Annotated in this window: 21 protein-coding genes; 15 read left to right on the top strand and 6 right to left on the bottom strand. The window is 43.1% G+C overall.

Annotation, left to right across the window (positions count from 1 at the left end):
- Nucleotides 1-12: 12 nt before the first annotated feature.
- The 9 genes from purL to CHU92_RS10845 all read left to right on the top strand — a co-directional run bounded on the left by purL (nucleotide 13) and on the right by CHU92_RS10845 (nucleotide 13636).
- Entirely contained in the window at nucleotides 13-3672 is a 3660-nt protein-coding gene (gene purL, locus CHU92_RS10805; RefSeq protein ID WP_094415455.1) for a phosphoribosylformylglycinamidine synthase, read from the top strand.
- 420 nt (nucleotides 3673-4092) lie between these two features.
- Nucleotides 4093-6033, top strand: coding sequence for a DNA topoisomerase (ATP-hydrolyzing) subunit B (gene gyrB, locus CHU92_RS10810; protein ID WP_094415457.1), 1941 nt, complete (start codon nucleotides 4093-4095; stop codon nucleotides 6031-6033).
- Nucleotides 6026-7036 (top strand): DUF6588 family protein, encoded by a 1011-nt coding sequence (locus CHU92_RS10815; RefSeq protein ID WP_094415459.1) that lies wholly within the window; start codon nucleotides 6026-6028, stop codon nucleotides 7034-7036. Before gyrB ends, CHU92_RS10815 begins: the two co-directional genes overlap by 8 nt.
- A 19-nt stretch (nucleotides 7037-7055) precedes the next feature.
- Complete coding sequence (mdh, locus tag CHU92_RS10820) at nucleotides 7056-7991, top strand: malate dehydrogenase (RefSeq protein WP_094415461.1); 936 nt, start codon at nucleotides 7056-7058, stop codon at nucleotides 7989-7991.
- 138 nt (nucleotides 7992-8129) lie between these two features.
- Nucleotides 8130-11087: a protein translocase subunit SecDF gene (secDF, locus tag CHU92_RS10825; protein ID WP_094415463.1), complete on the top strand. Its 2958-nt coding sequence runs from the start codon at nucleotides 8130-8132 to the stop codon at nucleotides 11085-11087.
- Nucleotides 11088-11225: 138 nt separating this feature from the next.
- Nucleotides 11226-11924, top strand: coding sequence for a MotA/TolQ/ExbB proton channel family protein (locus CHU92_RS10830; protein ID WP_094415465.1), 699 nt, complete (start codon nucleotides 11226-11228; stop codon nucleotides 11922-11924).
- Nucleotides 11921-12325, top strand: a complete 405-nt coding sequence (locus tag CHU92_RS10835) for an ExbD/TolR family protein (RefSeq protein ID WP_094415467.1) — start codon at nucleotides 11921-11923, stop codon at nucleotides 12323-12325. Before CHU92_RS10830 ends, CHU92_RS10835 begins: the two co-directional genes overlap by 4 nt.
- A 7-nt stretch (nucleotides 12326-12332) precedes the next feature.
- Nucleotides 12333-13145, top strand: a complete 813-nt coding sequence (locus CHU92_RS10840) for an energy transducer TonB family protein (RefSeq protein ID WP_094415469.1) — start codon at nucleotides 12333-12335, stop codon at nucleotides 13143-13145.
- 32 nt (nucleotides 13146-13177) lie between these two features.
- Complete coding sequence (locus CHU92_RS10845) at nucleotides 13178-13636, top strand: energy transducer TonB family protein (protein WP_207759840.1); 459 nt, start codon at nucleotides 13178-13180, stop codon at nucleotides 13634-13636.
- 164 nt (nucleotides 13637-13800) lie between these two features.
- Here the strand turns inward: CHU92_RS10845 and CHU92_RS10850 are convergent, their stop codons facing one another.
- Nucleotides 13801-15231, bottom strand: a complete 1431-nt coding sequence (locus tag CHU92_RS10850; protein ID WP_094415471.1) for a S41 family peptidase — start codon at nucleotides 15229-15231, stop codon at nucleotides 13801-13803.
- Between the two features lie 110 nt (nucleotides 15232-15341).
- On the opposite strand from CHU92_RS10850, the gene CHU92_RS10855 reads away from it, so the two are divergent.
- The 4 genes from CHU92_RS10855 to CHU92_RS10870 are packed head-to-tail and all read left to right on the top strand — an operon-like array spanning nucleotide 15342 to nucleotide 17402.
- A complete protein-coding gene (locus tag CHU92_RS10855) occupies nucleotides 15342-15857 on the top strand; it encodes an RNA polymerase sigma factor (protein ID WP_094415473.1) in 516 nt (171 codons plus the stop codon).
- The gene (locus tag CHU92_RS10860) at nucleotides 15838-16287 is read left to right on the top strand and encodes a hypothetical protein (protein WP_094415474.1); all 450 of its coding nucleotides are present in this window, start codon (nucleotides 15838-15840) and stop codon (nucleotides 16285-16287) included. Before CHU92_RS10855 ends, CHU92_RS10860 begins: the two co-directional genes overlap by 20 nt.
- Before the next feature lie 4 nt (nucleotides 16288-16291).
- Nucleotides 16292-16807, top strand: coding sequence for a DUF4252 domain-containing protein (locus tag CHU92_RS10865; RefSeq protein WP_094415476.1), 516 nt, complete (start codon nucleotides 16292-16294; stop codon nucleotides 16805-16807).
- A gap of 7 nt (nucleotides 16808-16814) precedes the next feature.
- On the top strand, nucleotides 16815-17402 hold the full coding sequence (locus CHU92_RS10870) for a DUF4252 domain-containing protein (protein ID WP_094415478.1): 588 nt from the start codon (nucleotides 16815-16817) through the stop codon (nucleotides 17400-17402).
- 271 nt (nucleotides 17403-17673) lie between these two features.
- Here the strand turns inward: CHU92_RS10870 and CHU92_RS10875 are convergent, their stop codons facing one another.
- Genes CHU92_RS10875 through CHU92_RS10895 form a run of 5 tightly spaced genes read right to left on the bottom strand, consistent with a single transcriptional unit; the run spans nucleotide 17674 to nucleotide 21841 of the window.
- The gene (locus tag CHU92_RS10875) at nucleotides 17674-18138 is read right to left on the bottom strand and encodes a YdeI/OmpD-associated family protein (RefSeq protein WP_094415480.1); all 465 of its coding nucleotides are present in this window, start codon (nucleotides 18136-18138) and stop codon (nucleotides 17674-17676) included.
- 8 nt (nucleotides 18139-18146) lie between these two features.
- On the bottom strand, nucleotides 18147-18596 hold the full coding sequence (locus tag CHU92_RS10880; RefSeq protein WP_094415491.1) for a sterol desaturase family protein: 450 nt from the start codon (nucleotides 18594-18596) through the stop codon (nucleotides 18147-18149).
- Between the two features lie 2 nt (nucleotides 18597-18598).
- A complete protein-coding gene (locus CHU92_RS10885) occupies nucleotides 18599-19438 on the bottom strand; it encodes a phytoene/squalene synthase family protein (protein ID WP_094415482.1) in 840 nt (279 codons plus the stop codon).
- A complete protein-coding gene (locus tag CHU92_RS10890; RefSeq protein ID WP_094415483.1) occupies nucleotides 19435-20928 on the bottom strand; it encodes a phytoene desaturase family protein in 1494 nt (497 codons plus the stop codon). The genes CHU92_RS10885 and CHU92_RS10890 overlap by 4 nt, the downstream gene beginning before the upstream one ends.
- 1 nt (nucleotide 20929) lies before the next feature.
- On the bottom strand, nucleotides 20930-21841 hold the full coding sequence (locus CHU92_RS10895) for a MerR family transcriptional regulator (RefSeq protein WP_094415485.1): 912 nt from the start codon (nucleotides 21839-21841) through the stop codon (nucleotides 20930-20932).
- 218 nt (nucleotides 21842-22059) lie between these two features.
- Between CHU92_RS10895 and typA the strand changes: the two genes are divergently transcribed.
- Complete coding sequence (gene typA / locus CHU92_RS10900; RefSeq protein ID WP_094415487.1) at nucleotides 22060-23859, top strand: translational GTPase TypA; 1800 nt, start codon at nucleotides 22060-22062, stop codon at nucleotides 23857-23859.
- A 235-nt stretch (nucleotides 23860-24094) separates the two neighbouring features.
- Complete coding sequence (locus CHU92_RS10905) at nucleotides 24095-24820, top strand: GEVED domain-containing protein (protein ID WP_094415489.1); 726 nt, start codon at nucleotides 24095-24097, stop codon at nucleotides 24818-24820.
- The last annotated feature ends 29 nt before the right edge of the window (nucleotides 24821-24849 follow it).

The following is a 24849-nucleotide window of genomic DNA, read 5'->3' on the forward strand; positions in this document are numbered from 1 at the left end:
CACAACATCATAATGATCCATTTCTTCGGTAACCAGACCAATACGGTTTATGCAGTCCAGTCGCAGGGCGAACTTTCTGCAGAAGACACCTCAAAATTAAACTGGCTTTTTGGCAATGCACATAAAATAGAAAAATCCGCCCTTGCGGATTTTTTTGTCGGCCCACGCGCCGCCATGATAACTCCATGGAGTACCAACGCTGTAGAAATTACACAAAACATGGGCATTATTGGTATCACACGGATTGAAGAATTTGTAAAAGTTACTGAAGATTACTCAGGTTTTGACCCAATGCTGTCCCAAAAGTACAAAGGGCTTAACCAGGAAATTTATACGATAAACATCCAGCCTCAGCCCATACTTGAAGTGGACAATATAGCAGCCTATAACGAAAAAGAAGGGCTTGCTCTAAGCATGGAAGAAGTAGACTATCTCGAAAGCCTTTCTAAAAAGCTGGGCAGGAAATTAACTAACAGTGAAGTATTTGGTTTCAGCCAGGTGAACAGCGAGCATTGCCGGCATAAGATTTTTAACGGCACATTTGTGATTAATGGTGAAGAAAAGCCATTATCGCTGTTCAAAATGATTAGGAAAACCAGCGAGTTGAATCCAAATGATATTGTTTCGGCATACAAAGACAATGTAGCTTTTATCAAAGGCCCCCGGGTACAGCAATTTGCCCCTAAAAGTGCTGATAAGCCTGATTATTATGAAGTAAAAGAATTCGACTCCGTTATTTCCATAAAAGCCGAAACACACAACTTCCCGACAACAGTTGAACCTTTTAACGGCGCAGCAACCGGTAGTGGCGGCGAAATCCGCGACAGGCTTGCGGGCGGCCAGGGTTCCCTTCCGCTTGCGGGAACAGCGGTATATATGACCTCATATTCCCGCCTTGAACAGAACAGGCCGTGGGAGAAAGGGATGGACGAGCGCAAATGGCTGTACCAGACACCGATGAACATCCTGATAAAAGCATCTAACGGCGCATCTGACTTTGGCAATAAATTCGGGCAGCCGCTTATTACCGGTTCTGTGCTTACGTTTGAACACGAGGAGGACGCCCGTAAGCTTGGTTTTGACAAAGTAATTATGCTCGCAGGCGGTATAGGCTACGGCAAAGAAAGCCAGAGCAAAAAGCAAAAGCCACAGCCCGGTGATAAAGTAGTAATACTCGGTGGTGAGAACTACCGCATAGGCATGGGCGGCGCTGCCGTATCATCTGCCGATACAGGCGCTTTTAGCAGTGGCATTGAGCTTAATGCCATACAACGCTCCAACCCCGAAATGCAGAAACGTGCTGCCAATGCCGTGCGCGGACTGGTAGAGAGCGACAACAATCCTATTGTTTCCATTCACGACCATGGCGCTGGCGGGCATTTAAATTGTTTGTCAGAACTGGTTGAGGAAACAGGCGGTAAAATTGACTTAGACAAGCTGCCGGTGGGCGATCCTACCCTATCGGCAAAAGAGATCATAGGCAATGAGAGCCAGGAGCGCATGGGGCTCGTGATAGGTGAAAAAGACCTTGACACCCTGCAGCGCATTGCGGACCGCGAGCGTTCGCCAATATATGCTGTAGGCGATGTAACAGGCGACCACCGCTTTACCTTTGAAAGCGTAACTACCGGGGCAAAGCCTATGGACTTTGCGCTTGAAGATATGTTTGGCTCATCGCCAAAAACAATAATGGCTGATAAAACGGTGGCTGTTAACTACCTGGATTTAGAATACTCAGAAGATAAGATACACGAGTACCTTGACCAGGTGCTTCAGCTGGAGGCAGTAGCCTGTAAAGACTGGCTTACCAATAAAGTTGACCGCTGTGTTACCGGTAAGGTAGCGAAGCAGCAATGCGCAGGCCCGCTACAATTACCGCTAAACAACGTAGGCGTTATGGCGCTGGACTATGCCGGTAAAGAAGGTGTTGCCACTACCATAGGGCACTCCCCTGTTTCGGCGCTGGTTGACCCGGTGGCAGGCAGCCGCAACTCTATTGGCGAAGCGCTAAGCAACATCATTTGGGCTCCGATAAAAGACGGGTTGAAAGGGGTATCGCTTTCAGCAAACTGGATGTGGGCCTGTAAAAATGAAGGCGAAGATGCAAGGTTGTATGAAGCCGTACAGGGCTGCAGTGATTTTGCTATTGAACTCGGCATTAACATACCTACAGGCAAGGACTCATTATCGATGAAGCAAAAGTATCCTGGTGGCGATGTTATTGCTCCCGGTACGGTAATAATTTCGGCGGCGGGTAACTGTACCGATATTAATAAAGTAGTTGAACCGGTACTGAAAAGGAACGGCGGCAACATTTACCACATTAACCTTTCTGCCGACCAGTTTAAATTAGGCGGATCGTCATTTGCACAGGTGCTGAATAAGGTAGGTAATGAAGTGCCGACAATTAAAGACGCTGCTTCTTTCAAGAATACATTCAACGTAATACAGGAACTTATTAAGGCAGGCAAAATAGCCTCAGGCCACGATATAGGAAGCGGGGGGCTTATCACTACCCTGCTGGAGATGAGCTTTGCTGAGGTAAACCTCGGCGCTGAATATGACCTTAGCGGCTTAAATGAAGCAGATACGGTTAAGGCGCTGTTTGCCGAGAACATTGCCATAGTTATTCAGGCAGATGCATCTGTTGAAACTGAACTTAAGAATAACAACATAGCGTTTACATTAATTGGCCAGCCAAAAGAAGGCAGGGCTATTACTATAAAGAACGGCAGCACTACCCTTGAATTCAACATCGAAAAAACACGCGATACCTGGTTTAAAACATCGTACTTACTTGACAGGGAACAAAGCGGTGAGCAAAAAGCCAAAGAACGTTACGACAACTATAAGAACCAGCCGCTGGTGTTTGAGTTCCCGAAACATTTTGACGGTAAACGTGTGGCTATTGACGCTTCTAAACCTCGTCCTAAGGCTGCTATTATCCGTGAGAAGGGAAGTAACAGTGAACGCGAAATGGCAAACGCCATGTACCTTGCAGGCTTTGACGTGAAGGACGTACATATGACCGACCTTATCTCTGGCCGCGAAACGTTGGAAAATATACAGTTCATAGGCGCTGTGGGTGGCTTCTCCAACTCTGATGTGTTGGGTTCGGCTAAAGGCTGGGCGGGTGCATTCCTTTACAACGAGAAGGCCAAGACGGCGCTTGAGAACTTCTTCAAGCGTGAAGATACATTATCGGTTGGTATTTGCAACGGTTGCCAGCTGTTCATTGAGCTTGGCCTTATAAACCCTGGCCACGAGCAGAAGCCGCGCATGCTACACAACCAGAGCCGAAAGCACGAGAGCGGCTTCACCAGCGTGAAGGTACAGGAGAACTCATCGGTAATGCTGAGCACACTTGCCGGAAGCACATTGGGTGTCTGGATCTCGCACGGTGAAGGGCGCTTTGACCTCCCTTACGGCGAAGAGCACTACGATATTGTGGCTAAGTACGCCTACAACGGCTACCCTGCCAACCCCAACGGCTCGCACTTTGACGTAGCCATGATGGCCAGCAAGGACGGCCGCCACCTGGTGATGATGCCGCACATTGAGCGCTCTATGTTCCAGTGGAATTGGGCGTACTACCCTGAAGGCCGCAAAGATGAAGTGTCGCCATGGCATGAGGCGTTCGTAAATGCACGGAAGTGGATTGAGAGGAGATAGTAATTTATATCAGTAGCAGCCGGCTAAGGGTACACTTGTTTTAGCTGGTCCCGTTGTACGCTATATCTCCCTGCCGCCATAAGCAGGGCGGCAGGGAGGATGCCGCTTCCACCGGGGCTAGGCCAAACGCCCGTGTTTTTCCGCGATTGTCAATTATATTCTGATATCTTGTTTCCCACCGATTGGAAACAGCAGGAAAGAAGTACTTTTACCCATTAGTTATAGCCAGGTTAAAGCTGCTATATAATAATTCAAATTCAATAACCCTTTAACCTTTATTTCTTTATATCTTTCCCTATTCTTCGCTATTAATAAAATGTTAATAACTTAGATGCTAAAACCCCCGTTTTTATAGCATTATCACCTGTGTTTTTATATATTTGTTCGTTAAACTTAAAAAATCGTTAAGACACATAGTTTATGAGTGAGGAAATAAAGAAAAACAATTATTCGGCAGACAGCATTCAGGCACTGGAGGGAATGGAGCACGTAAGGATGCGTCCTTCCATGTACATTGGAGATGTAGGTACAAGGGGGCTTCATCACCTTGTTTATGAGGTGGTTGATAACTCGATTGACGAAGCGCTTGCCGGGCATTGTGATACTATTTTTGTTGCCATCAATGAGGATAATTCCATAACCGTTGAAGATAACGGCCGTGGCATACCTGTAGACATACATAAAAAAGAAGGTGTTTCCGCACTTGAAGTAGTAATGACCAAGATTGGCGCCGGAGGAAAATTTGACAAGGATTCCTATAAAGTTTCCGGTGGCCTTCACGGGGTGGGCGTATCGTGTGTTAACGCGTTGTCTGACCATCTGAGGGCTACGGTATACCGTGACGGCAAGATATATGAGCAGGAATATGAAAGGGGTAAGTCATTGTATCCGGTAAAGCAGATTGGCGAGACCACAAAAAGGGGTACAACTGTAACTTTTAAGCCCGATGCCACTATTTTTACACAGACTACAGAGTATTCATACGATACGCTCGCAGCACGTATGCGGGAGCTGTCATTCCTTAATAAAGGCATTACCATAACCCTTACGGATAAAAGGGATAAGAACGATAAAGGCGAGTATGTTTCGGAAACCTTCCACTCAAAGGAAGGGCTTAAGGAATTCGTTAAGTTCCTCGATGGCAACCGGGAGCCTATTATCGCCAGTGTTATCAGTATGGAAACAGATAAGGGTGAAATACCGGTTGAGGTAGCGCTAATTTATAATACAAGCTATACAGAAAATATATTCTCCTACGTAAACAACATCAACACGCATGAGGGAGGCACGCACCTTTCAGGCTTCCGTCGTGGCTTGACCAATACACTTAAAAAATACGCTGATAATTCAGGCCTGCTTGACAAGCTCAAGTTTGAAATATCAGGTGATGACTTCCGTGAAGGCCTTACGGCTATTATTTCGGTTAAGGTGGCTGAACCCCAGTTTGAAGGGCAGACCAAGACAAAACTTGGTAACCGTGAGGTAGTAGCCCCTGTAAGCCAGGCTGTGAGCGAAATGCTTGAAAATTACCTTGAAGAAAACCCTAATGATGCGCGTACGATTGTGCAAAAGGTTATCCTTGCCGCACAGGCACGCCACGCCGCTAAAAAAGCCCGTGAAATGGTGCAGCGAAAAACCGTTATGGGCGGCGGCGGATTGCCGGGTAAGCTTTCAGACTGTTCTGAGCAGGATCCGGCAAAGTGCGAGGTATTCTTGGTAGAGGGCGACTCTGCAGGAGGAACGGCCAAACAGGGCCGTGACAGGAACTTTCAGGCTATACTCCCGCTTAGGGGAAAAATACTTAATGTGGAAAAGGCGATGCACCACAAAGTGTTTGAAAATGAAGAAATACGCAACATATTCACCGCACTGGGTGTAACCATAGGTACTGCAGAAGACAGCAAGGCGCTTAACCTTGAAAAACTGCGCTACCACAAAGTAGTTATTATGTGTGATGCTGACGTTGACGGCTCGCATATTTCAACGCTTATCCTTACGTTCTTCTTCCGCTTCATGAAAGAACTTATTGAAAATGGCCACGTATATATTGCCACGCCGCCTCTTTACATGGTGAAGAAAGGCAACAAGAAGGAATATGCATGGACAGATGCACAGCGCGATGAAATCTCACAAAAGTTTGGCAGCGGGTCATCAATCCAGCGTTATAAAGGCCTTGGTGAAATGAATGCCGAGCAGCTATGGGAAACAACACTTGACCCTGCCAACCGTACCCTTCGACAGGTTACTATTGACAGCCTTGCTGAGGCCGACAGGATATTCTCAATGCTTATGGGCGATGAGGTTCCGCCAAGAAGGGAGTTTATAGAGAAGAATGCGGTTTATGCTAATATTGATGCCTAAGCAGGTATTAATAAATATTATTTGTGCTGCAGTTTTTCTCTCGGGTGGAAAGGCTGTCGCGCAAATGGAAGAATTACAACAAATAGGGCGTCTCATTGATGACGCCATATTTTTTTCGGGCAAGTACATAACCCCGGCTACTGATGCCGCCGTTTACCAGGCTGCTTCGGGCTGGGTATCAACGCCACAGGAGCGAAAAAGGTGGGATTTTTCGCTGTCGCTCCACACTAATATTTTTTTTGTGCCGCAAAGCGACAGGAGCTTCACGGTACAAAATTCTGATTTCAGGTTTTTCAGCCTTGAACAGGGCACTTCAGCCTCGGTGCCTACAGCGCTGGGCAGTGATGACCAGGTTTACCTGACAGGCCAGCTGGGCAATAACCAGGTACGCCTTGAAACACCCGAAGGGATTGACAGGGAAGCGGTTATTTATCCTTACCTGCAGGGTACACTGGCCATAGGCTGGGGAACAGAGCTGGTTGTAAAATATTCCCCCGAAGTAAAACTTAAAAGAAGCGAATACCAGGTGTATGGTTTTGGGATTAAGCATAACTTCAGCCGGTACATAGAATCTTTACAGCACAAAAAAATATTTCTTTCCCTTTTGGCTGCTTATTCTAAAGAAGATGTAACCTTTGAATTCTTTAATGTTAATACTGCTGTCGGCACCCTGGGCATAGACTCGCTCAACGGCCTTGTAGATACCTGGCAGTTACAGGTAAACGGCTGCAAAGCAATAGGCAGTTTTGAGTTTATGGGGGGCTTTATAATTAATACCAGTAAAATTAAATACAAGGTGGGCGGCGAAAGAGGTAGTATAGAAGATATAATTCCACTGCGTGATGTGCTGAACAACCGCCTCAAAGAACTTTATAAAACCAGGACAAATTATATCGGTGAAGCCTCTGTTAAATATAATATAGGCAATTTTAGTATACAATCTATCCTTGCTTTTGGTAAATTTGTCAACACAAACGTATCAATACAATATTTATTTATATAATTAACAAAACAACAGAATTATGAAAGTTACAATAGTGGGCGCCGGTAATGTGGGCGCAACCTGTGCCGATGTTATTTCTTACAGGGGTATTGCCGGTGAAGTAGTGCTGCTTGATATTAAAGAAGGCTTTGCTGAAGGTAAGGCAATGGATATTTCGCAATGTGCCACTACTACAGGCTTTAATACAAAAGTATCAGGCAGCACCAATGATTATTCTAAAACTGCCGGTAGCGACGTAGTGGTTATAACTTCAGGAATACCCAGAAAACCGGGTATGACACGTGAAGAACTTATAGGCATCAACGCAGGTATTGTAAAATCAGTTGCCGATAATGTGCTCCAGCACTCGCCTGAAGCTATAATAGTAGTAGTATCTAACCCTATGGACACTATGACTTACCTTACATTAAAAGCTACAGGGCTGCCTAAAAACCGCATTATAGGTATGGGTGGTGCACTTGACAGCTCAAGGTTTAAATACTACCTGTCTAAAGCGCTTAATAAGCCTGCCAATGATATTCAGGGCATGGTTATAGGTGGCCACGGAGACACAACCATGATACCGCTTACAAGGCTGGCTTCATACAATGGTGTACCGGTGTCAGAATTCCTTTCGCAGGAAGCGCTGGATAAAGTAGCGGCTGATACTATGGTGGGCGGTGCCACACTTACCGGGCTTTTAGGCACTTCTGCCTGGTATGCGCCCGGCGCATCAGTAGCTTATCTTGTTGACAGCATCCTGAACGACCAGAAGAAAATGATACCATGTTCCGTACTTCTTGAGGGCGAGTACGGCCAGCAGGATATATGCCTTGGCGTACCATGCATCATCGGTAAAAAAGGGCTTGAGCAGATTGTTGATATCCATCTAAATGATAATGAAAAAGCATTGTTTGCCAAAAGTGCCGATGCTGTCCGCAACATGAATGCCGACCTGAAATCTGTGCTTGTATAAGAAATGGCTTTCAAAAACTTAAGGCTGCCACCGGCAGTCTTTTTTTTATGATATAATTAGCAAATAAATTGGTTAATCATGTCGTATATTATATATTTGCTCGTTTTTAAAAAAAGGAATAATTAATTTTTAGTACTAATGCAGAATAAAGGACTCATTAAATTTTTCGCAATTCTGTTTGCGTTGGTAAGTATTTACCAGCTTTCATTCACCTTTGTTTCTAATAATATAGCTGATGATGCCAGGGCCTTTGCCAAGGGAGATTCTAAAAAAGAGCTTCGTTATCTGGATTCAATAGGAAAAGAGAAAGTTTTCCTTGGTTATACTTACAATGAAGTAAGGGACAAACAAATCAATAAAGGCCTTGACCTTGAAGGCGGAATTAACGTAATCCTTGAAATATCGGTGAAAGATATCATTAAAGGGCTTGCCAATAATTCCAAAAATCCTGTTCTGAACAAAGCGCTTGATGATGCTACCAGGAACAGGCAGGGTAACCAGGATTACCTTGATGCTTTTTTTATTGCGTTTGATAATGAGTCTAAAGGCAATGTGAAGCTGGCTTCGCCTGAACTGTTTACCAACAGGGTTATGGGCGATGACGTAAATATAAAAATGACTGATGACCAGGTTAAGGCTGTTATTAAAAGAAAGGTTAATGAGTCGCTTGACAGTGCTTTCCGTGTACTTACGGAGCGTATTGACAAATTCGGTGTGGTACAGCCCAATATACAAAAGCTTGGCGAGTCAGGCAGGATACTGGTTGAGCTTCCGGGTGCCAAGGATATTGACCGTGTAAAGAAACTTTTACAAAGTACGGCCCAGCTTGAATTTTGGGATGTATGGAAGGTAACTGATATGCAGAACTTCCTTATGGCGGCCAATGAAACGCTAAAAAAGACCGAGAAAAAAGAGGTTGAGGTAAAGGAGCAGCCTAAAAAATCTGATATTGATACGCTTCTTACAGATAAATCAAAAGATTCTTCCGCCCTTGCCAAAGGCGCTAACCCGCTTTTTGAAAAGCTTACTCCCGGCCCTGCAGGCAGCCCTATTGTAGGTATGGCATCTACCAAAGATACTGCTAAAATCAACACATGGCTAAAAAGGGAGGATATACGCAACCTGCTTTCAGGCGATATGCGTTATGCCCGTTTTGCGTGGGGCAAAGAGGATGTCAGGAAAAATCCCGGTATGCTGGAGCTTTACGCGCTAAAGAGCAACAGGGAGAACATACCGCCACTAAGCGGAAATGTAATTACCGGCGCTAACGAAGCCTTCGACCAGATGGGCAAACCGTCTGTAGAAATGCAAATGAACGCAAAAGGCGCACAGGTATGGGAAGAAATGACCGGCAAAGCTTATTCAACACAGGGCAATATTGCTATTGTGCTCGATAATGTGGTATATTCTGCCCCGGGTGTAACATCAGGCCCTATTGCCGGCGGGCGTTCACAAATTTCAGGTGCTTTTGATGTAGCGGAGACCAAAGACTTAGCTAACATACTAAGGGCCGGTAAACTTCCGGCGTCGGCGGATATTGTGCAGTCAGAAGTAGTAGGCCCGTCACTGGGCCAGGAAGCTATTGATAACGGTATAATGTCATCAATAGTAGGTTTATTGCTTGTATCACTGTGGATGGTTGTATACTACGGCAAGTCAGGCTGGTATGCTAATATTGCACTGATAATTAACCTACTGTTCCTTTTCGGTGTGCTTGCCAGCTTAGGCGCCGTACTTACACTTCCCGGTATTGCGGGTATTGTACTCACCATGGGTACGGCAGTTGATGCCAACATTATTATTTACGAACGGGCTAAGGAAGAGCTGAGGCATGGTAAAACACTGGAAGAAGCCATTAAAACTTCATTTAGCTGGAGGGGGGCTATGTCATCTATTACTGACGCTAACGTTACACACGTACTTACCGGTTTAGTCCTTCTAATATTTGGTACAGGCCCTGTAAAAGGTTTTGCTACCACACTTCTTATAGGTATCTTCACTTCACTTTTCACCGCTATCTTTATAACAAGGATGCTTCTTGACTGGAGCGTGAAGAGGGGAGATAACCTTACATTTGTTACGCCACTGTCAAAGAACTGGTTTACGAACTTCCACTTCAATTTCCTTGGGGTTAAAAAGATAACTTATATATTCTCTGCTATTGTAACGGTAGTAAGCCTTGTGTTTATATTCTTTATCAACGGGCTAGACCAGGGTGTTGACTTTGCAGGAGGGCGTACTTTCCAGGTGAAGTTTGAAAAGCCTGTTTCTCCGGATGAGATCAAAGAAATACTTTCGGATGATAATGTGTTCGGAAGTGCCGATGCCAAAATATTTGGAGATCCTTCGCAACTTCGCATCACTACAAAATACAAAGTTGAAGAACATGGGGTAAAGGCAGACGAAGAAGTAAACCTTAAAATGTACGAAGCTCTTAAAAAGTATTACAGCAATAATATTACTTATGAGCAGTTTATAAATACCTATGAAGGAAAAAAACTAGGGATCCTTCAGGCATTAAAAGTAGGCCCTACAATAGCGGATGACATTAAAACAAATTCTTACTGGGCTGTTATAGGTTCTATGGCTATTGTGTTCATTTACCTGATGATAAGTTTCAGGAGATGGCAATACAGCCTTGGTGCTATTGCGGCGGTAGCGCACGACGTAATATTTGTATTGGGTATTTACTCGATATGCTATCCGTTCATGCCTTTCCACATGGAAATGGACCAGCACTTTATTGCAGCCATACTTACTGTAATAGGGTACTCTATGAACGATACGGTAATTGTATTTGACAGGGTAAGGGAGTTCCTTGCCGGTAAAACAAAAGGTAATTTTGCTGAAATTGTAAACAGCTCTATCAACACTACCATGTCCAGGACTATCAACACCTCATTAACCATGATATTGGTATTACTGATCATGTTTATATTTGGTGGTGAGTCTATCCGCGGATTTATATTTGCGATGCTTGTTGGTATTGTGGTGGGTACGTATTCATCACTGTTTATTGCAACACCTGTACTTGTAGATACCGTGTCTAAAAAAGAAAAAGGCCTTATAGAGAAGCGCCACAACGAAGAAGAGTAACAATTATATCCAGATAAAAAACCTGCTTACACCAAGCAGGTTTTTTTATATTTTTAGTTTACGCATACGCAAAAAAGCATATATTCGTTATCTTAGTAACTATTCTAATATTACATTAAGCAACCTTTTTTAATAAACATGACAAATTTGATCTTATTACTGCAGGATACCATTCCTGCTGCTACTGAAGTACAGGCAAAAACGGCGACTGCAACCGCTGAATCGGTAAATTACTTTTCACTGCTTATGAAGGGTGGGGTAATGGTAATACCCATTCTTGTTTTACTTTTTTTTACCATATATATTATTGTAGAAAGAGCACTTTATATTAATAAGAGGACAAAGGAGGATGTAAACCTGATGAACGATGTACGCTACCAGTTGAGTTCAGGTAAAATAGAGGGGGCTCAGTTGGCTGCAGGGAAGGCAGGTACGGCCTATGGTACCATAATTGAAAGCGGTATTGGGCTTATTGGGAGGCCAATGGGCGAAATAGAGGGAATGATGGAAAAAACCACAAATGTAGAGATCGGCCTTATGGAGAGAAAATTAGGATGGTTAGGACTTGTAGCCGGTATAGCGCCAATTTTAGGGTTTATTGGTACCATTGCTGGTGTTATTACTATTTTCTACGATATCTCCATAAAAAAAGAAATTACGATTGATACAATTTCCGCCGGTCTGTATGAAAAGATGATCAGTTCGGGTTTGGGGCTTATTGTAGGTGTTATTGCTTATTCGGCATACCACTTTTTTAATATGATGATAGACCATTTCACGTTGAAAGTGCAGAAGCAGGTAATACAGTTTGTTAATGTTATAACTACCGGAAAATGAAAGTAAGGAGAAATAAACGTTTCCATGCGGAGATTGCAGCGTCTGCGTTAAGTGACATTATGTTCTTTTTGTTCCTTTTTTTCCTGATTATATCTACGCTGGCTAATCCAAATGTAATCAAGCTGGCACTGCCAAAAGCAAAGAGTACTGCACAAACGCATAAATCGCATATGAGCATTTCGGTTAAGGTTGAAGAAGGACAGCCCAATCAATATTACATGAATCAGGAAAAAGTCCCTTTCGACCAACTGTCTTTAAGGCTTGCTGAGCATGTACAGCGAACACAGGACAGCACGGTTATTGTGAGGTTTCCTTATGACCTCAAAGTACAGGATATGGTGAACATCCTTGAAATAGGCGAAAGCCAGAGGCTTAAATTTGTAATTGCCACTTCTAAATAAATAAGTTATGATAAGGCTTACAAAGCAGGAACAGGAATCGGTGTTTATCACTCTGGGAATTTTCTCAGTACTCTTTGTACTGTTATTTTTACTTAAGCACCACCCTTCCAAAATGCCTGAAGAAGACCCTAAACCGATAGAAGTCATGCTTGAAGGCGGCGGCGGCGGTGGCGGTGCAACAATAAATTTTGGAGAAAGTGGGGGCGGCGCAAAATTTCAATCTTCTCAGCCTACAGAAGAGGTAGTTGGGAGCAGTGATGACAAAGCTGAAGCCGTGGCAAATACGAAACCTGTTCCTGTTCGCGACCACCAAATGCAAAATCCGAAACCACAAGTAGATAATATACCCAAAAGGCCACCTAATGCTGCTGTTGATAATTTACTTAGCGGTAGCGACCAGAGTGGCGGTAACGGCAACGGATTAAGTTCAGGAAGCTATGGTGACGGAGGAACCGGAAACGGAACAGGAGGAGGTGACGGTACAGGCAACGGAACAGGCTCAGGTCCGGGTAGCGGAAGCGGTTCAGGTGGAGGCAGTGGTTCCGGCAGGGGGACAGGAGTGGGCAATTATACTTTAGCGGGGCGTAAGGCTCTTGCCAAATCTGAACCAGTTGGATGTAACGAAACTGGTACTGTAACAGTAAAAATTACTGTAGATAGAAGTGGGAGTGTTATAAAGGCTGATACGGATCGTGGTACTAATGCATCGCCATGTCTAATGCAACAAGCAAGAGCGGCGGCGATGAAATGGAAATTTGATGCCGGAAATGCTGATAAACAGGTAGGACAAATTGTTTATAATTTCAAGCATACGGAGTAATGTCTTTAAAGTGTATTTTACTACTCTTATTTATGTCAGCTAATTGGTGTGGCATATTAGCTCAGACAGTCACGTCATCTAAAAGCACTACTGATGCCCTTAACAGTATATTGAACGATGATGACAAAGCAGGCGACCAGGGTGACCCTAACGGTGACAGGGACGCCAATGGAGACGGCAAAGGCGGTGGTAAAGGTAATGGAAGTGGAACCGGTGTAGGCAACTACCAACTGGCAGGCCGAAAAGTAATAGCAAAGCCCCAGCCGCGTTACACCTGTAATGAGCAGGGAACGGTAGTAGTAGAAATTTCAGTTGACCAAAACGGCCGTGTTATCAGTGCCACGCCCGGCGTAAGGGGTACTACTAATTCTGCTAAGTGCCTTTTAGACCAGGCTAAGCAGGCCGCCCTGAATACTAAATTTGACAGCAGTGATGCAGCGCCTGAAAAACAGGTTGGCAAGATTATTTATAACTTCAGGCTTACTGAGTAAAACAATCAACTTATACGTTATTTTTCCGACGGGTTTGCATTATATGTGAAACTTGGGCCTGCTATTATTATTGGGCATAAAACCTATATATAGCCAGGGCAAAATCAACCATCAGCCTTTTATAAAGTTCAGATATTTGATTCCTACAAACAGTAGATAAGTACTTATGGATTTAAGCCCGCCGCGTCAGGCAACGCTTCAATATACATTTCCGAGCCAAACCTGCGCAGGTTACGTGAGTCGTCCAGATGCCTGAATGTCTTTTCGGGTTGCCTTGGCGCCCTCCTCCCTGAACCGGTAATTAAACTGATAGCTTTTGCAAAAAGTGGTTCAGTGGTACTGCCTATCTCTCCCAGGTTTCCCATATCTTCCGGTAACGCCACAGTAGGTTCTATACCCTGGCTGTAGTCGCCAAAGTTATTTTTATTGAGCGTCCTTACTACAATTGGCTGCATGGCATAAAAACTTTCCGTATTATTCCTCCCAAAGTTATCAGAATCATATAAAGTCACGGAACCGACATTTTTTCCTGTTGTAGTATCGCCTATCACTACTACATCAATATAAGGTTTAAGGCAGTTTATGATGAGTTCGCTTGCCGAAGCGGTTGATCGTGTAGTAAGTATGTAAACCCTGTTCAGGTTGAGGCTGTTTATAGCTTCGCCGCCCTGTAGCTGCGAAGTAAAAAGTTCCTGAAGCGCCGCAGGGTTATTACTTTCATAAAAAGCCTGTAGCCTGCTGTTATATTGCTGTTTGGCAAATATCTGGCCATTAAACTGGCCTGTAATCATACTGGCCAGGTAAGTAGCCGTACGTACCGATCCTCCGCCGTTATAGCGCAGGTCAAGTACAAGGTCTGTTACATTTTGCGACTTCATCTGGCCAAAGGCAGCATTGAGTTCGCCGTTGTAACCACTAAAAAAGCCATTATACATAAGGTAACCAAAGGTTTGTCCATCAACAGTGTAGGTGTTCGAAAAATATACAGGGTTTTCAGCATATTCAGCTCTTGTAAGAGTTACTGATCGGCCATTAGGAGTAATATTGCCTCCGTTATAATCAGCAAGATTAAGGGTGTAGGTGGTGGACGAAAGCAGGCTTTGATAATTGCTCACAGTAAGCGGTGTGCCATTAACGGCATAAAAAAGGTCACCTCTTTCAATATCTTCAGTAGCTGCATCTGTTCCCGGTAAAATATAACGTACATAACCAAACACATCTGTTTCACTTCCCGGCTTAAGCCTCAGGCCAAATTCTACCCCATTGCTGGTACTGACACCCTGTAAGGCATTTTCAAGCACCCTGTAGTCTGAAAAGATAACACTCCATTTATCCACTACGCCCCGCTGGTAAAGCAGGCTGTTAAATAACGATTCCGGACTGCTGAAACCTTTCAGGAAGTTGTTTAACTCCCCCTGGTTGCCAAACCTGTTATCAGCCAGTACGGGTACCTGGCCTTTCCATAAATAATACAGGTTAAGGCCCTTGTATACAAAATCACTTACCGGTACTGCATTGTCGTCCTGATCTTCGCACGACGGGAACAGAAACACACCAATGAGGAGCGAAACAAGGAATATACATATCTTTTTCATTAGAGCTAAATTTTATTAAACAACGTAAATGTACTACATTTAGTTTTATGTTGTAACAAAAATTATACCTGTTCGTCTTGCTTTTATAACCGGTAATAAAACCCAGGCCGATGAATCAGTCAGAGTTCATAAAAACCATAACGCCTTTTAAAGACAGGCTGTTCAGGCTGGCAAAACGTTTGCTGGTAAGCACAGAGGAAGCCGAGGATGCTACGCAGGAGGTGCTGGTGCGGCTATGGAACAACAGGGAAAAACTTAAAAGCTATTCGAGCGTTGAAGCCCTTGCCGTTACCATTACCAAGAATTACTGCCTGGACCAGCTAAAATCAAAAAGGGCTACCGAAATGCGCATTGTACACTCTAACTACAGCGACAGGCAGGCGGGGCTGCTGCAGCAGGCGGAAGACAGGGACAGCTGGGACTGGGTAGAAAAAATTATTGACAGGCTGCCCGAACAGCAAAAACTGATAGTGCAGCTGCGGGATATTGAAGAATATGAATTTGAAGAGATAGCTAAAATAATGGACATGAACGAAACGGCCGTAAGAGTGGCCCTTTCAAGAGCAAGGAAAACAATACGGGAAGAACTTAAAAAATTACACAGCTATGGAATTAAAGCAAATTGAAAATTTACTCGATAAATATTTTGAATCAGAAACCAGTATTGCCGAAGAAAGGGAGCTTAAGGCTTACTTTGCTTCGCAGGATGTGGCGCCGCACCTGGAGCAGTACCGGCCAATGTTCGGGTATTTCCCCCAATCAGGAACACAGCAGTTTAGCAAAACCGTGCCATTAAAACCCGGAAAACAAAAAAAATATGTAGCATGGCTATCGGTGGCAGCAAGCGTTGTGGTATTGTTTGGCATGTTTACTTTTTTTAACAACAGCAGGCCGTCTGCCGGGCAGGAGCTCGGTACTTATAACGACCCTGAAGTAGCTTTCCGCGAAACACAGAAAGCGCTGGACATGCTGTCAAAAAATGTAAATACCGGAGTAAACAGTATGGAATACATACATAAATATGAGGAAACAAGGACAACAATATTTAAACATTAAAAAAATGAAAAAGCTAATAATAACATTCGTATTACTAATAACACCTGCTCTTTTCTTTGCACAGGCATCAGCCTTTGACAAATTTGAAAAAGAAGGTATTGATGCCGTGATTGTCAATAAAAAGATGTTTGAGCTAATGGGCAATATGAAGCTCGACCCTAAAGACAAAGACGCCCAGCAGTACCTCAACCTTATTAAGAAATTAGACAACCTCAAAGTGTTTACTACTTCAAATACCAGGTATGTTGCCGAAATGAGGAGTACTGTGGACTCTTACCTCAAAAAAAATCCGCTGGATGAACTTATGAGGATTAACGAAGGCGGCAGGACAGTGAGGATCTACGTAAAATCGGGCGCCACCTCATCGCAGGTTAAAGAACTGCTGATGTTCATGGACGGCGGAAAAGCAGATACCGTACTTATGTCGCTTACCGGCAACTTCGACCTCAGCGAGATATCACTGCTTACTGACAGGATGAAACTACCCGGCGGCAGGGAACTGAAAAAAGCAGCAAAATAAGCAAGCCATGATACGTACCTTATTTGTCGCCATAGTGCTTGTTGCCACACTGCTGTTTGTGTCGTGTGATAATAAACCCACGTTACAGAAATATTATGTAGAGCATTCAGGTAAGCCTAATTATTCCACAGTAGATATTGCGCCTACATTTATTAATACTAAAAAACTCAAACTTTCAGCAGAAGAAAAAAAAGCACTCCAGTCCCTTAAAAAGTTCAATGTGCTCATTTACCAGAAGAAAAACGCCAAAGCAGGCGAATACGAGCAGGAGAAAGAGAAAGTAAAAAGCCTGATTAGGAAGGATAACTATGAAGAACTGATAAAATTCAGCGGCGGCGGCATGGGCGCCTCTATCAGTACAAAAGGGCAGGGGCAAAATATCGATGAATTTGTGGTTTTTCTCAATAATGCCCAAACAGGCTTTGGTATTGTCAGGGTGCTTGGCGAGGATATGACACCCAACAATATTATGACCATAGCAGGCCTCATACAAAAAGCCGGTATCGACAAAGAGCAGTTAAAGCCTTTACAGCAATTAATAGCCCCTCAGCCCGAAGGTTCCAAAGACGTCATAAAAGTGCAGGAAAATAAGTAGCGTACGTTACATAAACTTAAATCCCGGATTCGTTTTCCGGGATTTTTTTATTATAACCAGCCTAAAAAAGAAATGGTTCCCTGCCACTCTATCACCACAATATTTAATTTCAGGAGCAGGGGGCCTCAGGCATTTTTGGAGGCATCCCTTCCCGCTGTCTCGCTATATCTTCCCGCCGCAAAAGCAGGCGGCGGGAAGGATGCCGCTTCCATCGGGGCTATTTTTATAGATAGCGCTCCCCGGGCACATACCCGTTCAGAAAACAAGGAAATCAATGTCGGTACATCCCCGTCCTGCCGGAAAGGAACTTTATAATACTTTGTACCTGCTTATCAGTGTCCTTGATTTTAGCAATGCTAAATATCAGGCTCCTTTTTTTTCCCGGAGTATAGCTTTCAAAGATTTTTTTTGCTTCCTCATCCTGTTCCAGCAGCGCCTCAAGTACTTCGGGCATATCTACGCCCAGTGGGTCAGGGTCAGGCGCAAGGGTAAAGGTCACTAAATCGCCCGGCTCTTTGTCCAGCCGCTTCAGGTGTTTGCTGCTTACAATAACAAAAAAATTACCTTCACCCAGGTGGTTCAGGCCACATCGCAGGGTTAATATACCATCAATAGTACAGATAAGCCTCGTTTTTCTTTTCTCAGGGAATGTATCCACGGTTTCCGCCGAAACAAAAAGATAGCAGTAGCCACCTTTGTGCTTTTCAAGCTGCAGTAGTTCCTGTTCAAACTCCATGGTTATCGTTATTTACTGTCCCTAAAGTATTTTAGCGGGACAACCAGCATGCCAAAGCACTCACCGTGTTCCTTGCCGATGTGCTTGTGGTGCATTTTGTGGGCGCGCCTCACAGCCCTGGCATAGCGGTTGTTGGCATTCCTGAATATTTTAAAACGCTGGTGTATAAATATGTCATGCACGAGGAAATAGGTGAGCCCGTAAGCAAAAATGCCTATACCGATAGCAAGCCCGATTTCAAGATATTGGTATTTCCACAAAAGGAAAAAACCGATACTTACAAGGGCATAAAAAATAAAAAAGGCATCATTGCGCTCAAACCATGAGTCATGGTACTTGCGGTGATGGTCGCTGTGAAGGCTCCACAAAAAGCCATGCATAATGTATTTATGCGTAAACCACGCCATGAATTCCATGAGGAAAAAAGTAAGCACAAAAACCAGGATGTGTATCCACATAATCATATAATATTAAACCTGTAATCAATATAACATTTAGCCAGCAAGCCTAATTTTTCATAATCAGGCACGCGTATGCGGGTGGTAGTTATTTTAACAGCAGGTGTATTTTTTAATTTCTTCAACAGCTTTTTATAATATACATAGGCTGTGTAAACGCCAAATTTAGCTTCGGCTGGCAACCGCACTATCCCGTTATAGCCTTCAGCAAGGTCAGCTTCTATTTCCTTTATTATTTCTTCTTTGGCTGACTGGTCCATCTGCTTCAGGTTGAGTGAGGGGAAATAAGTACGCTGCAGGTCTTCCGTATCAGCTTTTAAGTCTCTCAAAAAGTTAATTTTCTGGAAAGCCGAACCCAGCCTCATGGCGGGATGCTTAAGTTCATCATACTTTTGCCTGTCGCTCCCGGTAAATACTTTCAGGCACATGAGCCCCACTACATCGGCACTGCCGTAAATATAATCATTATATTCGCCAATGCTGTTATAATTTTTCTTCACAAGGTCAAGCCTCATGCTTTTCATAAACGCCGCTATGAGTTCATATGGTATGTCATAAGCCTTAACGGTGTGCTGGAAAGCATTCAGTACGGGATTCAGGCTGATGCCGTGCTTAAGCGCGTTATCAAGGTCTTTTTGAAATAATTCAAAAAGCGTTTCTTTATCATAATCATGGAAAGTATCAACTATTTCATCGGCAAGCCTTACAAAGCCGTATATGTTATAAATGTCCTGCCTTATTCGGGGCGATAACATCTTTACCGCCGATGAGAAAGAGGTGCTGTAGGCTTTGGTTACACTCCTGCTGCTGAGGAATGATACCTGGTCAAAAATTGATTTCATAGTGCTGCCTTAATTGTTCTTTTGTTATTTTTTAGTTGTTTTTCTATGAGTTGCGCTACAAGTTTTCCTGAAATCAGTGATGGTGGTACACCCGGCCCCGGTACGGTCAGCTGGCCTGTGAAATAAAGGCCCCTCACCTTACTGCTCCTTAACTTAGGCCTTAGGAAAGCGGTTTGCAACAAAGTATTGGCAAGGCCATAAGCGTTGCCCTTGTAGGAGTTATAATCTTTAATAAAATCATTTACACAAAAAGATTCCCTGAACAGGATGTTTTCCCGCACTTTTTGCCCCGTTAGCTGCTCCAGCCGCACTATAATTTTATCAAAATAGCGTGCCCTGAGTTCAGCAGTGTCTTCAATACCGGGCGCCAGCGGAATAAGGAATATGCCCGCTTCATGGCCTACAGGTGCGCAGTCCCTATCGGTTAATGATGGGAAACTGGTGTAAAAAAGAGGCTCATCAGGCCATTTGGGATTATCATAGATATCGCTTGCATGTACATCAAAATCTGTATCAAAAAAAAGGGTGTGATGCTCAATATTGTCCAGTTTTTTATTAAAACCTACATAAAACAGCAGCGACGACGGGGCAAAGGTTTTATTCTCCCAGTATTTTTCCGTATACCTGCGGTGTTTTGGCTCGAGAAGGGTTTCCGTATGGTGGTAATCGGCACCGCTCACAATAATATCAGCTTCTTCCATTTTGCCGTTAGCTACAATATAATGTGCTTTATTATCGGTTACCCCTATTTTAGTTACTGCAGCATTGGTTATTATCTTTACGCCTAAAGACTCGGCCAGTGCGCCCATGGCTTTTATTACACTATACATGCCCCCTTCAGGATGCCAGGTGCCCAGCCCGAAATCAGCGTAATTCATAAAGTTATAGAAAGAAGGTGTAGCCGAAGGCTTCGCGCCAAGGAAAAGCACAGGGAATTCCAGTATCTGTACCAGCTTTTTATTTGTAAATCTCCTGCGTACATCCTTAGATATATTGCCGAAAAACTGGCCTACTTTCATCACGGTTTGCGGTGTTACCAGTTCGAGCGGCGATTCGCCTGGGCGGTACACAAGATCTTTTATAGCGATGTCGTAATTGCTCCTTGCCTCATCCATAAATTCCTGCAGCACGATGGCACTTCCCGGTTCTATGGCTTCAAAGGTGGCTTTTATATCTTCAAGGTTATCGGCAATATCAATATAATCATGATTACCAAAGTAAACCCGGTAGGCAGGCGATAGTTTTATAAGCTGATAATAATCAGCGGGCGATTTGCCGAAGTCAGCAAAAAAACGTTCAAAAACGTCAGGCATCCAGTACCATGTGGGGCCAATATCAAAGCAAAATCCATCTTTTTTAAGTTGCCTCGCACGGCCTCCTATGGTGTTGTTCTTTTCAAAAATAGATACATTATGCCCCTGATGTGCCAGATAGCATGATGCAGCAAGTGATGAGAATCCCGATCCTATTATATTTATTTTTTTTGCCATACTATTTTTGGTATTCTATAAATGCCTTAAAATGCCCTATTGAATCAATAATTTTAATTTTATCATTCAGTTTTTCACGTTGTATAAATTCGCCCATCTTCCCCAATATAAAGAGTTTGGTATCATCATCATTTAAAATCTCTGATTTTAGTTCTTCAATATACGGATTTAGTTTCTGAATTTCAGGCTGTACAGTCAAATAAGTTATAAATGTTATATTATTAAAATATTTTTTTACATCGACAAGGCTGCTGGTGGGTACTCTTTCGCCCAGATATATTGCCTTATGGCCGCTAAGTATCAGTTCGTAGTTGACGAACATAAGGCCTAATTCGTGTATTTCATTCATGGGAAGGAAAAGCACAAATGTCCTGTCCGTTTTCACGGGCGGTTCGATCATCAGCTTTTCTGTATTGGCGGCCAGTTTTTGTTTAATAAGGAAACTTATAAAGTGCTCATGTGCCGGTGTTATGGTGCCGGTTTGCCAAAGGAAGCCGATTTCATGCATTAGTGGGATAAAAAGGTCATAAAAAATTTCCCTGAAGGATTTCTCCCTTAACAAGGTATTATAGGTGTTAATGAACAATGCCTGGTCAAAATTCATCATAGCCAGCTTGAACGAGTTAAGCACATGGTTAGTCATGTTCTTATTGCGCAGTATTTCCCGTACAAGAACAGGTATTTTTTCTTCAGGCATTTTTGAAATGGCCGATATTTTATATCCAAATGAGTGTAATGTGGAAATATTAAGCAGCTTCTGAAGGCTTTGTACATCATAATACCTTATGTTGGTATCACTGCGCATAGGCTGCAGTACCTTGTATCTCTTTTCCCAGATACGTATGGTATGCGCCTTTATTCCCGAAAGATTCTCAAGGTCCTTAATATTAAAAACGTTTTTTATGTTGTTCATTTTTTTTTATGAAAAGTTAAACAAATATAAAGCTATTTTGATTATGTTGTTTACAATTTTAATTTTTTTATTAAACAAAATTTTAAGTTGTTCTACTTTTTGTTTATAGCCTGTCTTTTATTAAATCATTAAACTTTAAATTTTGGGCTTAATCCCTTCATAATTAAACTTTTTTATCCCGAAATAAAATGTACCTTTGCACCTTCAAAAAAAATTACATGGCATCCATAAGAAACATTGCGATTATTGCTCACGTTGACCACGGGAAAACAACATTGGTTGACAAAATTATGTACCACTGCCAGTTGTTCCGTGAAAATGAGAACACCGGCGACCTGATACTGGATAACAACGACCTGGAGCGCGAACGAGGAATAACCATAACATCAAAAAATGTTTCGGTGACCTATAAAGGTACCAAAATCAATATAATTGATACCCCGGGCCACGCTGATTTTGGTGGCGAGGTAGAGCGTGTGCTTAATATGGCTGACGGCGTTTTACTATTGGTGGATGCTTTTGAAGGCCCTATGCCACAAACCCGCTTTGTACTCCAGAAAGCTATTGACCTCGGCCTGAAGCCCTGTGTAGTGATCAATAAAGTAGATAAAGAAAACTGCACTCCGGAGGAGGTCCACGAGAAAGTATTTGACCTCATGTTTGAGCTTGGGGCTGAAGAGTGGCAGCTTGATTTTCCAACTGTTTACGGTTCGGCAAAGCAGAACTGGATGAGCACCCACTGGAACAGTAAAACAGAAAGCATAGAGCCACTGCTGGATATGGTGCTTGAGCATATACCGGCGCCTAAAGTATCTGAAGGTACGCCGCAGATGCTTATCACATCACTTGACTTTTCCAGTTTTACAGGGCGTATCGCCATAGGGCGCCTACAAAGGGGGGTGCTTCGTGAAGGCATGAATATAAGCCTTGTGAAGCGCGACGGAAAAATCATTAAATCAAAAATAAAAGAACTTCATACGTTTGAAGGCCTTGGCCGTAAAAAAGTAGAAGAAGTACAGGCAGGCGACATCTGCGCACTGGTAGGCCTTGAAGGTTTTGAGATAGGCGATACGGTTGCCGATTTTGAAAATCCGGAAGCGCTGGCCACTATTGCTATAGATGAGCCTACCATGAGTATGCTCTTCACTATAAATGATTCACCTTTCTTCGGGAAAGAGGGTAAGTTTGTTACTTCACGCCATATTAAGGACAGGCTGTCGAAAGAGCTTGAAAAGAACCTTGCCCTTAGGGTAGAGGAGACTGACAGTGCCGATAAGTTTATGGTGTTTGGCCGGGGTGTACTGCACCTCTCGGTACTTATTGAAACGATGAGGAGGGAAGGCTATGAGCTTCAGATAGGCCAGCCTCAGGTTATTATCAAAGAAATTGACGGGGTTAAATGCGAGCCCGTAGAAGAACTTACTATTGACCTGCCGGAGAGCCTCTCGGGGCGTGCTGTTGAATTTGTGACCGTGCGCAAAGGCGAAATGCTGAGCATGGAGCCAAAGGGTGACCGGATGATTATTAAATTCAATATACCTTCGCGCGGTATCATCGGGTTAAGGAACCAGTTGCTCACAGCTACCGCGGGTGAAGCCATTATGTCGCACCGCTTCATTGAATACCAGCCCTACAAAGGCGAAATACCCGGTCGTATCAACGGTTCGCTTATTTCTATGGAAAACGGGAAAGCCATACCATATTCTATCAATAAGCTACAGGAAAGGGGCAAATTTTTTGTGGATCCCAATGAAGATGTATACGAAGGCCAGGTTATTGGTGAAAATTCCCGTGGTGACGACATGGTAGTAAATATTACCAAAACCAAGCAGCTTACTAACTTCCGTTCGGCCGGAGCTGATGATAAGACCAGGATTGTCCCGGCTATCAAGTTTTCATTGGAAGAAGCGCTGGAGTACATCCAGAAAGATGAATATGTGGAAGTGACACCTAAGTCAATCCGCCTCCGCAAAATTTACCTGAACGAAAATGACAGGAAGCGGTATAAGATTGTTTAAGCTAATTTTTAGATTTTAAAGGATGAAATTCAAGAAGCTGCGCTATTAGCGTGGCTTTTTTATTTTATAAAAACTGGGTTTCAAACAATATGCTTTCTTATAAAAGTTGCCTTTATAAACAATTGACTATTAAAATTATAAGTAATTTTTAAGTAAAAATTATCTTATATTAAGTAGGGTATATTGTTTTACTCTTGTTCACATATTACAATTTGTTTAACCAATCAATTTATCTATGAAAAAGTACCTTTTGTTATTAGCTATTATTAGTAATAATAGTTTTTACGCCCAGACAACTAATCCTGCCCCGTATTGTGCAGCTAATTTTGTTAATCAAGCTCCTTTTAATTTACCAGACAGGTTGATATCTAACGTTTCTTTTGGTTCGTTAGCTAACAATTCAGGTTCAAATCGTTGGCCTGGAAACGGATATGTTTTTTATAACAATATCTCAGCACCTTCTGTTGTACTAAATTCATCATACCAATTAACCGTGAACTACAACCAAAATTCAACACACAGGGTTGCGGCTTTTATTGACTTCAATCGTGATAATGATTTTATAGATGCTGGTGAGAAGGTAATGGATGTAATGTTTCCATTTAATACCGGTACTACAGTAAATGTACAAATTCCTGCTACCGCTGCAATCGGAGAAACCCGGCTTCGTGTAGTCCTGTACGAAGATGATATGTACACCGGTTCTGAAGGGCCGGCTACTTCTTGTTCTAATCTTGCATTATCAGTTGGGGAAACCGAAGACTATAGAATAAATATGGTTACAAGTTTATCGAATCCATCCTATATCCAAAATGATGACATTGTTTTATTTCCTAATCCCGTAGCCGATTTTATAGAGATAAAATCTGAAAAAATTTCAGATATTAAAAATGTATTAATATATGATTCTATCGGTAAAAAAGTTATTGATCTTTCTTATGCAGAATCAATCCTGTCCTAAATAAAATTTAACACTATCAAACTTAACCA

The sequence above is a fragment of the Flavobacterium cyanobacteriorum genome (genome assembly GCF_002251835.1).
Taxonomy (GTDB): Bacteria; Bacteroidota; Bacteroidia; order Flavobacteriales; family Flavobacteriaceae; genus Flavobacterium; species Flavobacterium cyanobacteriorum.

Excerpts from the sequence above, each read along its gene's own strand:
- purL (WP_094415455.1), top strand. The coding sequence starts at position 13 with ATGATCCATTTCTTCGGTAACCAGACCAATACGGTTTATGCAGTCCAG.
- gyrB (WP_094415457.1), top strand. The coding sequence starts at position 4,093 with ATGAGTGAGGAAATAAAGAAAAACAATTATTCGGCAGACAGCATTCAG.
- CHU92_RS10815 (WP_094415459.1), top strand. The coding sequence starts at position 6,026 with ATGCCTAAGCAGGTATTAATAAATATTATTTGTGCTGCAGTTTTTCTC.
- mdh (WP_094415461.1), top strand. The coding sequence starts at position 7,056 with ATGAAAGTTACAATAGTGGGCGCCGGTAATGTGGGCGCAACCTGTGCC.
- secDF (WP_094415463.1), top strand. The coding sequence starts at position 8,130 with ATGCAGAATAAAGGACTCATTAAATTTTTCGCAATTCTGTTTGCGTTG.
- CHU92_RS10830 (WP_094415465.1), top strand. The coding sequence starts at position 11,226 with ATGACAAATTTGATCTTATTACTGCAGGATACCATTCCTGCTGCTACT.
- CHU92_RS10835 (WP_094415467.1), top strand. The coding sequence starts at position 11,921 with ATGAAAGTAAGGAGAAATAAACGTTTCCATGCGGAGATTGCAGCGTCT.
- CHU92_RS10840 (WP_094415469.1), top strand. The coding sequence starts at position 12,333 with ATGATAAGGCTTACAAAGCAGGAACAGGAATCGGTGTTTATCACTCTG.
- CHU92_RS10845 (WP_207759840.1), top strand. The coding sequence starts at position 13,178 with ATGTCAGCTAATTGGTGTGGCATATTAGCTCAGACAGTCACGTCATCT.
- CHU92_RS10850 (WP_094415471.1), bottom strand. The coding sequence starts at position 15,231 with ATGAAAAAGATATGTATATTCCTTGTTTCGCTCCTCATTGGTGTGTTT.
- CHU92_RS10855 (WP_094415473.1), top strand. The coding sequence starts at position 15,342 with ATGAATCAGTCAGAGTTCATAAAAACCATAACGCCTTTTAAAGACAGG.
- CHU92_RS10860 (WP_094415474.1), top strand. The coding sequence starts at position 15,838 with ATGGAATTAAAGCAAATTGAAAATTTACTCGATAAATATTTTGAATCA.
- CHU92_RS10865 (WP_094415476.1), top strand. The coding sequence starts at position 16,292 with ATGAAAAAGCTAATAATAACATTCGTATTACTAATAACACCTGCTCTT.
- CHU92_RS10870 (WP_094415478.1), top strand. The coding sequence starts at position 16,815 with ATGATACGTACCTTATTTGTCGCCATAGTGCTTGTTGCCACACTGCTG.
- CHU92_RS10875 (WP_094415480.1), bottom strand. The coding sequence starts at position 18,138 with ATGGAGTTTGAACAGGAACTACTGCAGCTTGAAAAGCACAAAGGTGGC.
- CHU92_RS10880 (WP_094415491.1), bottom strand. The coding sequence starts at position 18,596 with ATGTGGATACACATCCTGGTTTTTGTGCTTACTTTTTTCCTCATGGAA.
- CHU92_RS10885 (WP_094415482.1), bottom strand. The coding sequence starts at position 19,438 with ATGAAATCAATTTTTGACCAGGTATCATTCCTCAGCAGCAGGAGTGTA.
- CHU92_RS10890 (WP_094415483.1), bottom strand. The coding sequence starts at position 20,928 with ATGGCAAAAAAAATAAATATAATAGGATCGGGATTCTCATCACTTGCT.
- CHU92_RS10895 (WP_094415485.1), bottom strand. The coding sequence starts at position 21,841 with ATGAACAACATAAAAAACGTTTTTAATATTAAGGACCTTGAGAATCTT.
- typA (WP_094415487.1), top strand. The coding sequence starts at position 22,060 with ATGGCATCCATAAGAAACATTGCGATTATTGCTCACGTTGACCACGGG.
- CHU92_RS10905 (WP_094415489.1), top strand. The coding sequence starts at position 24,095 with ATGAAAAAGTACCTTTTGTTATTAGCTATTATTAGTAATAATAGTTTT.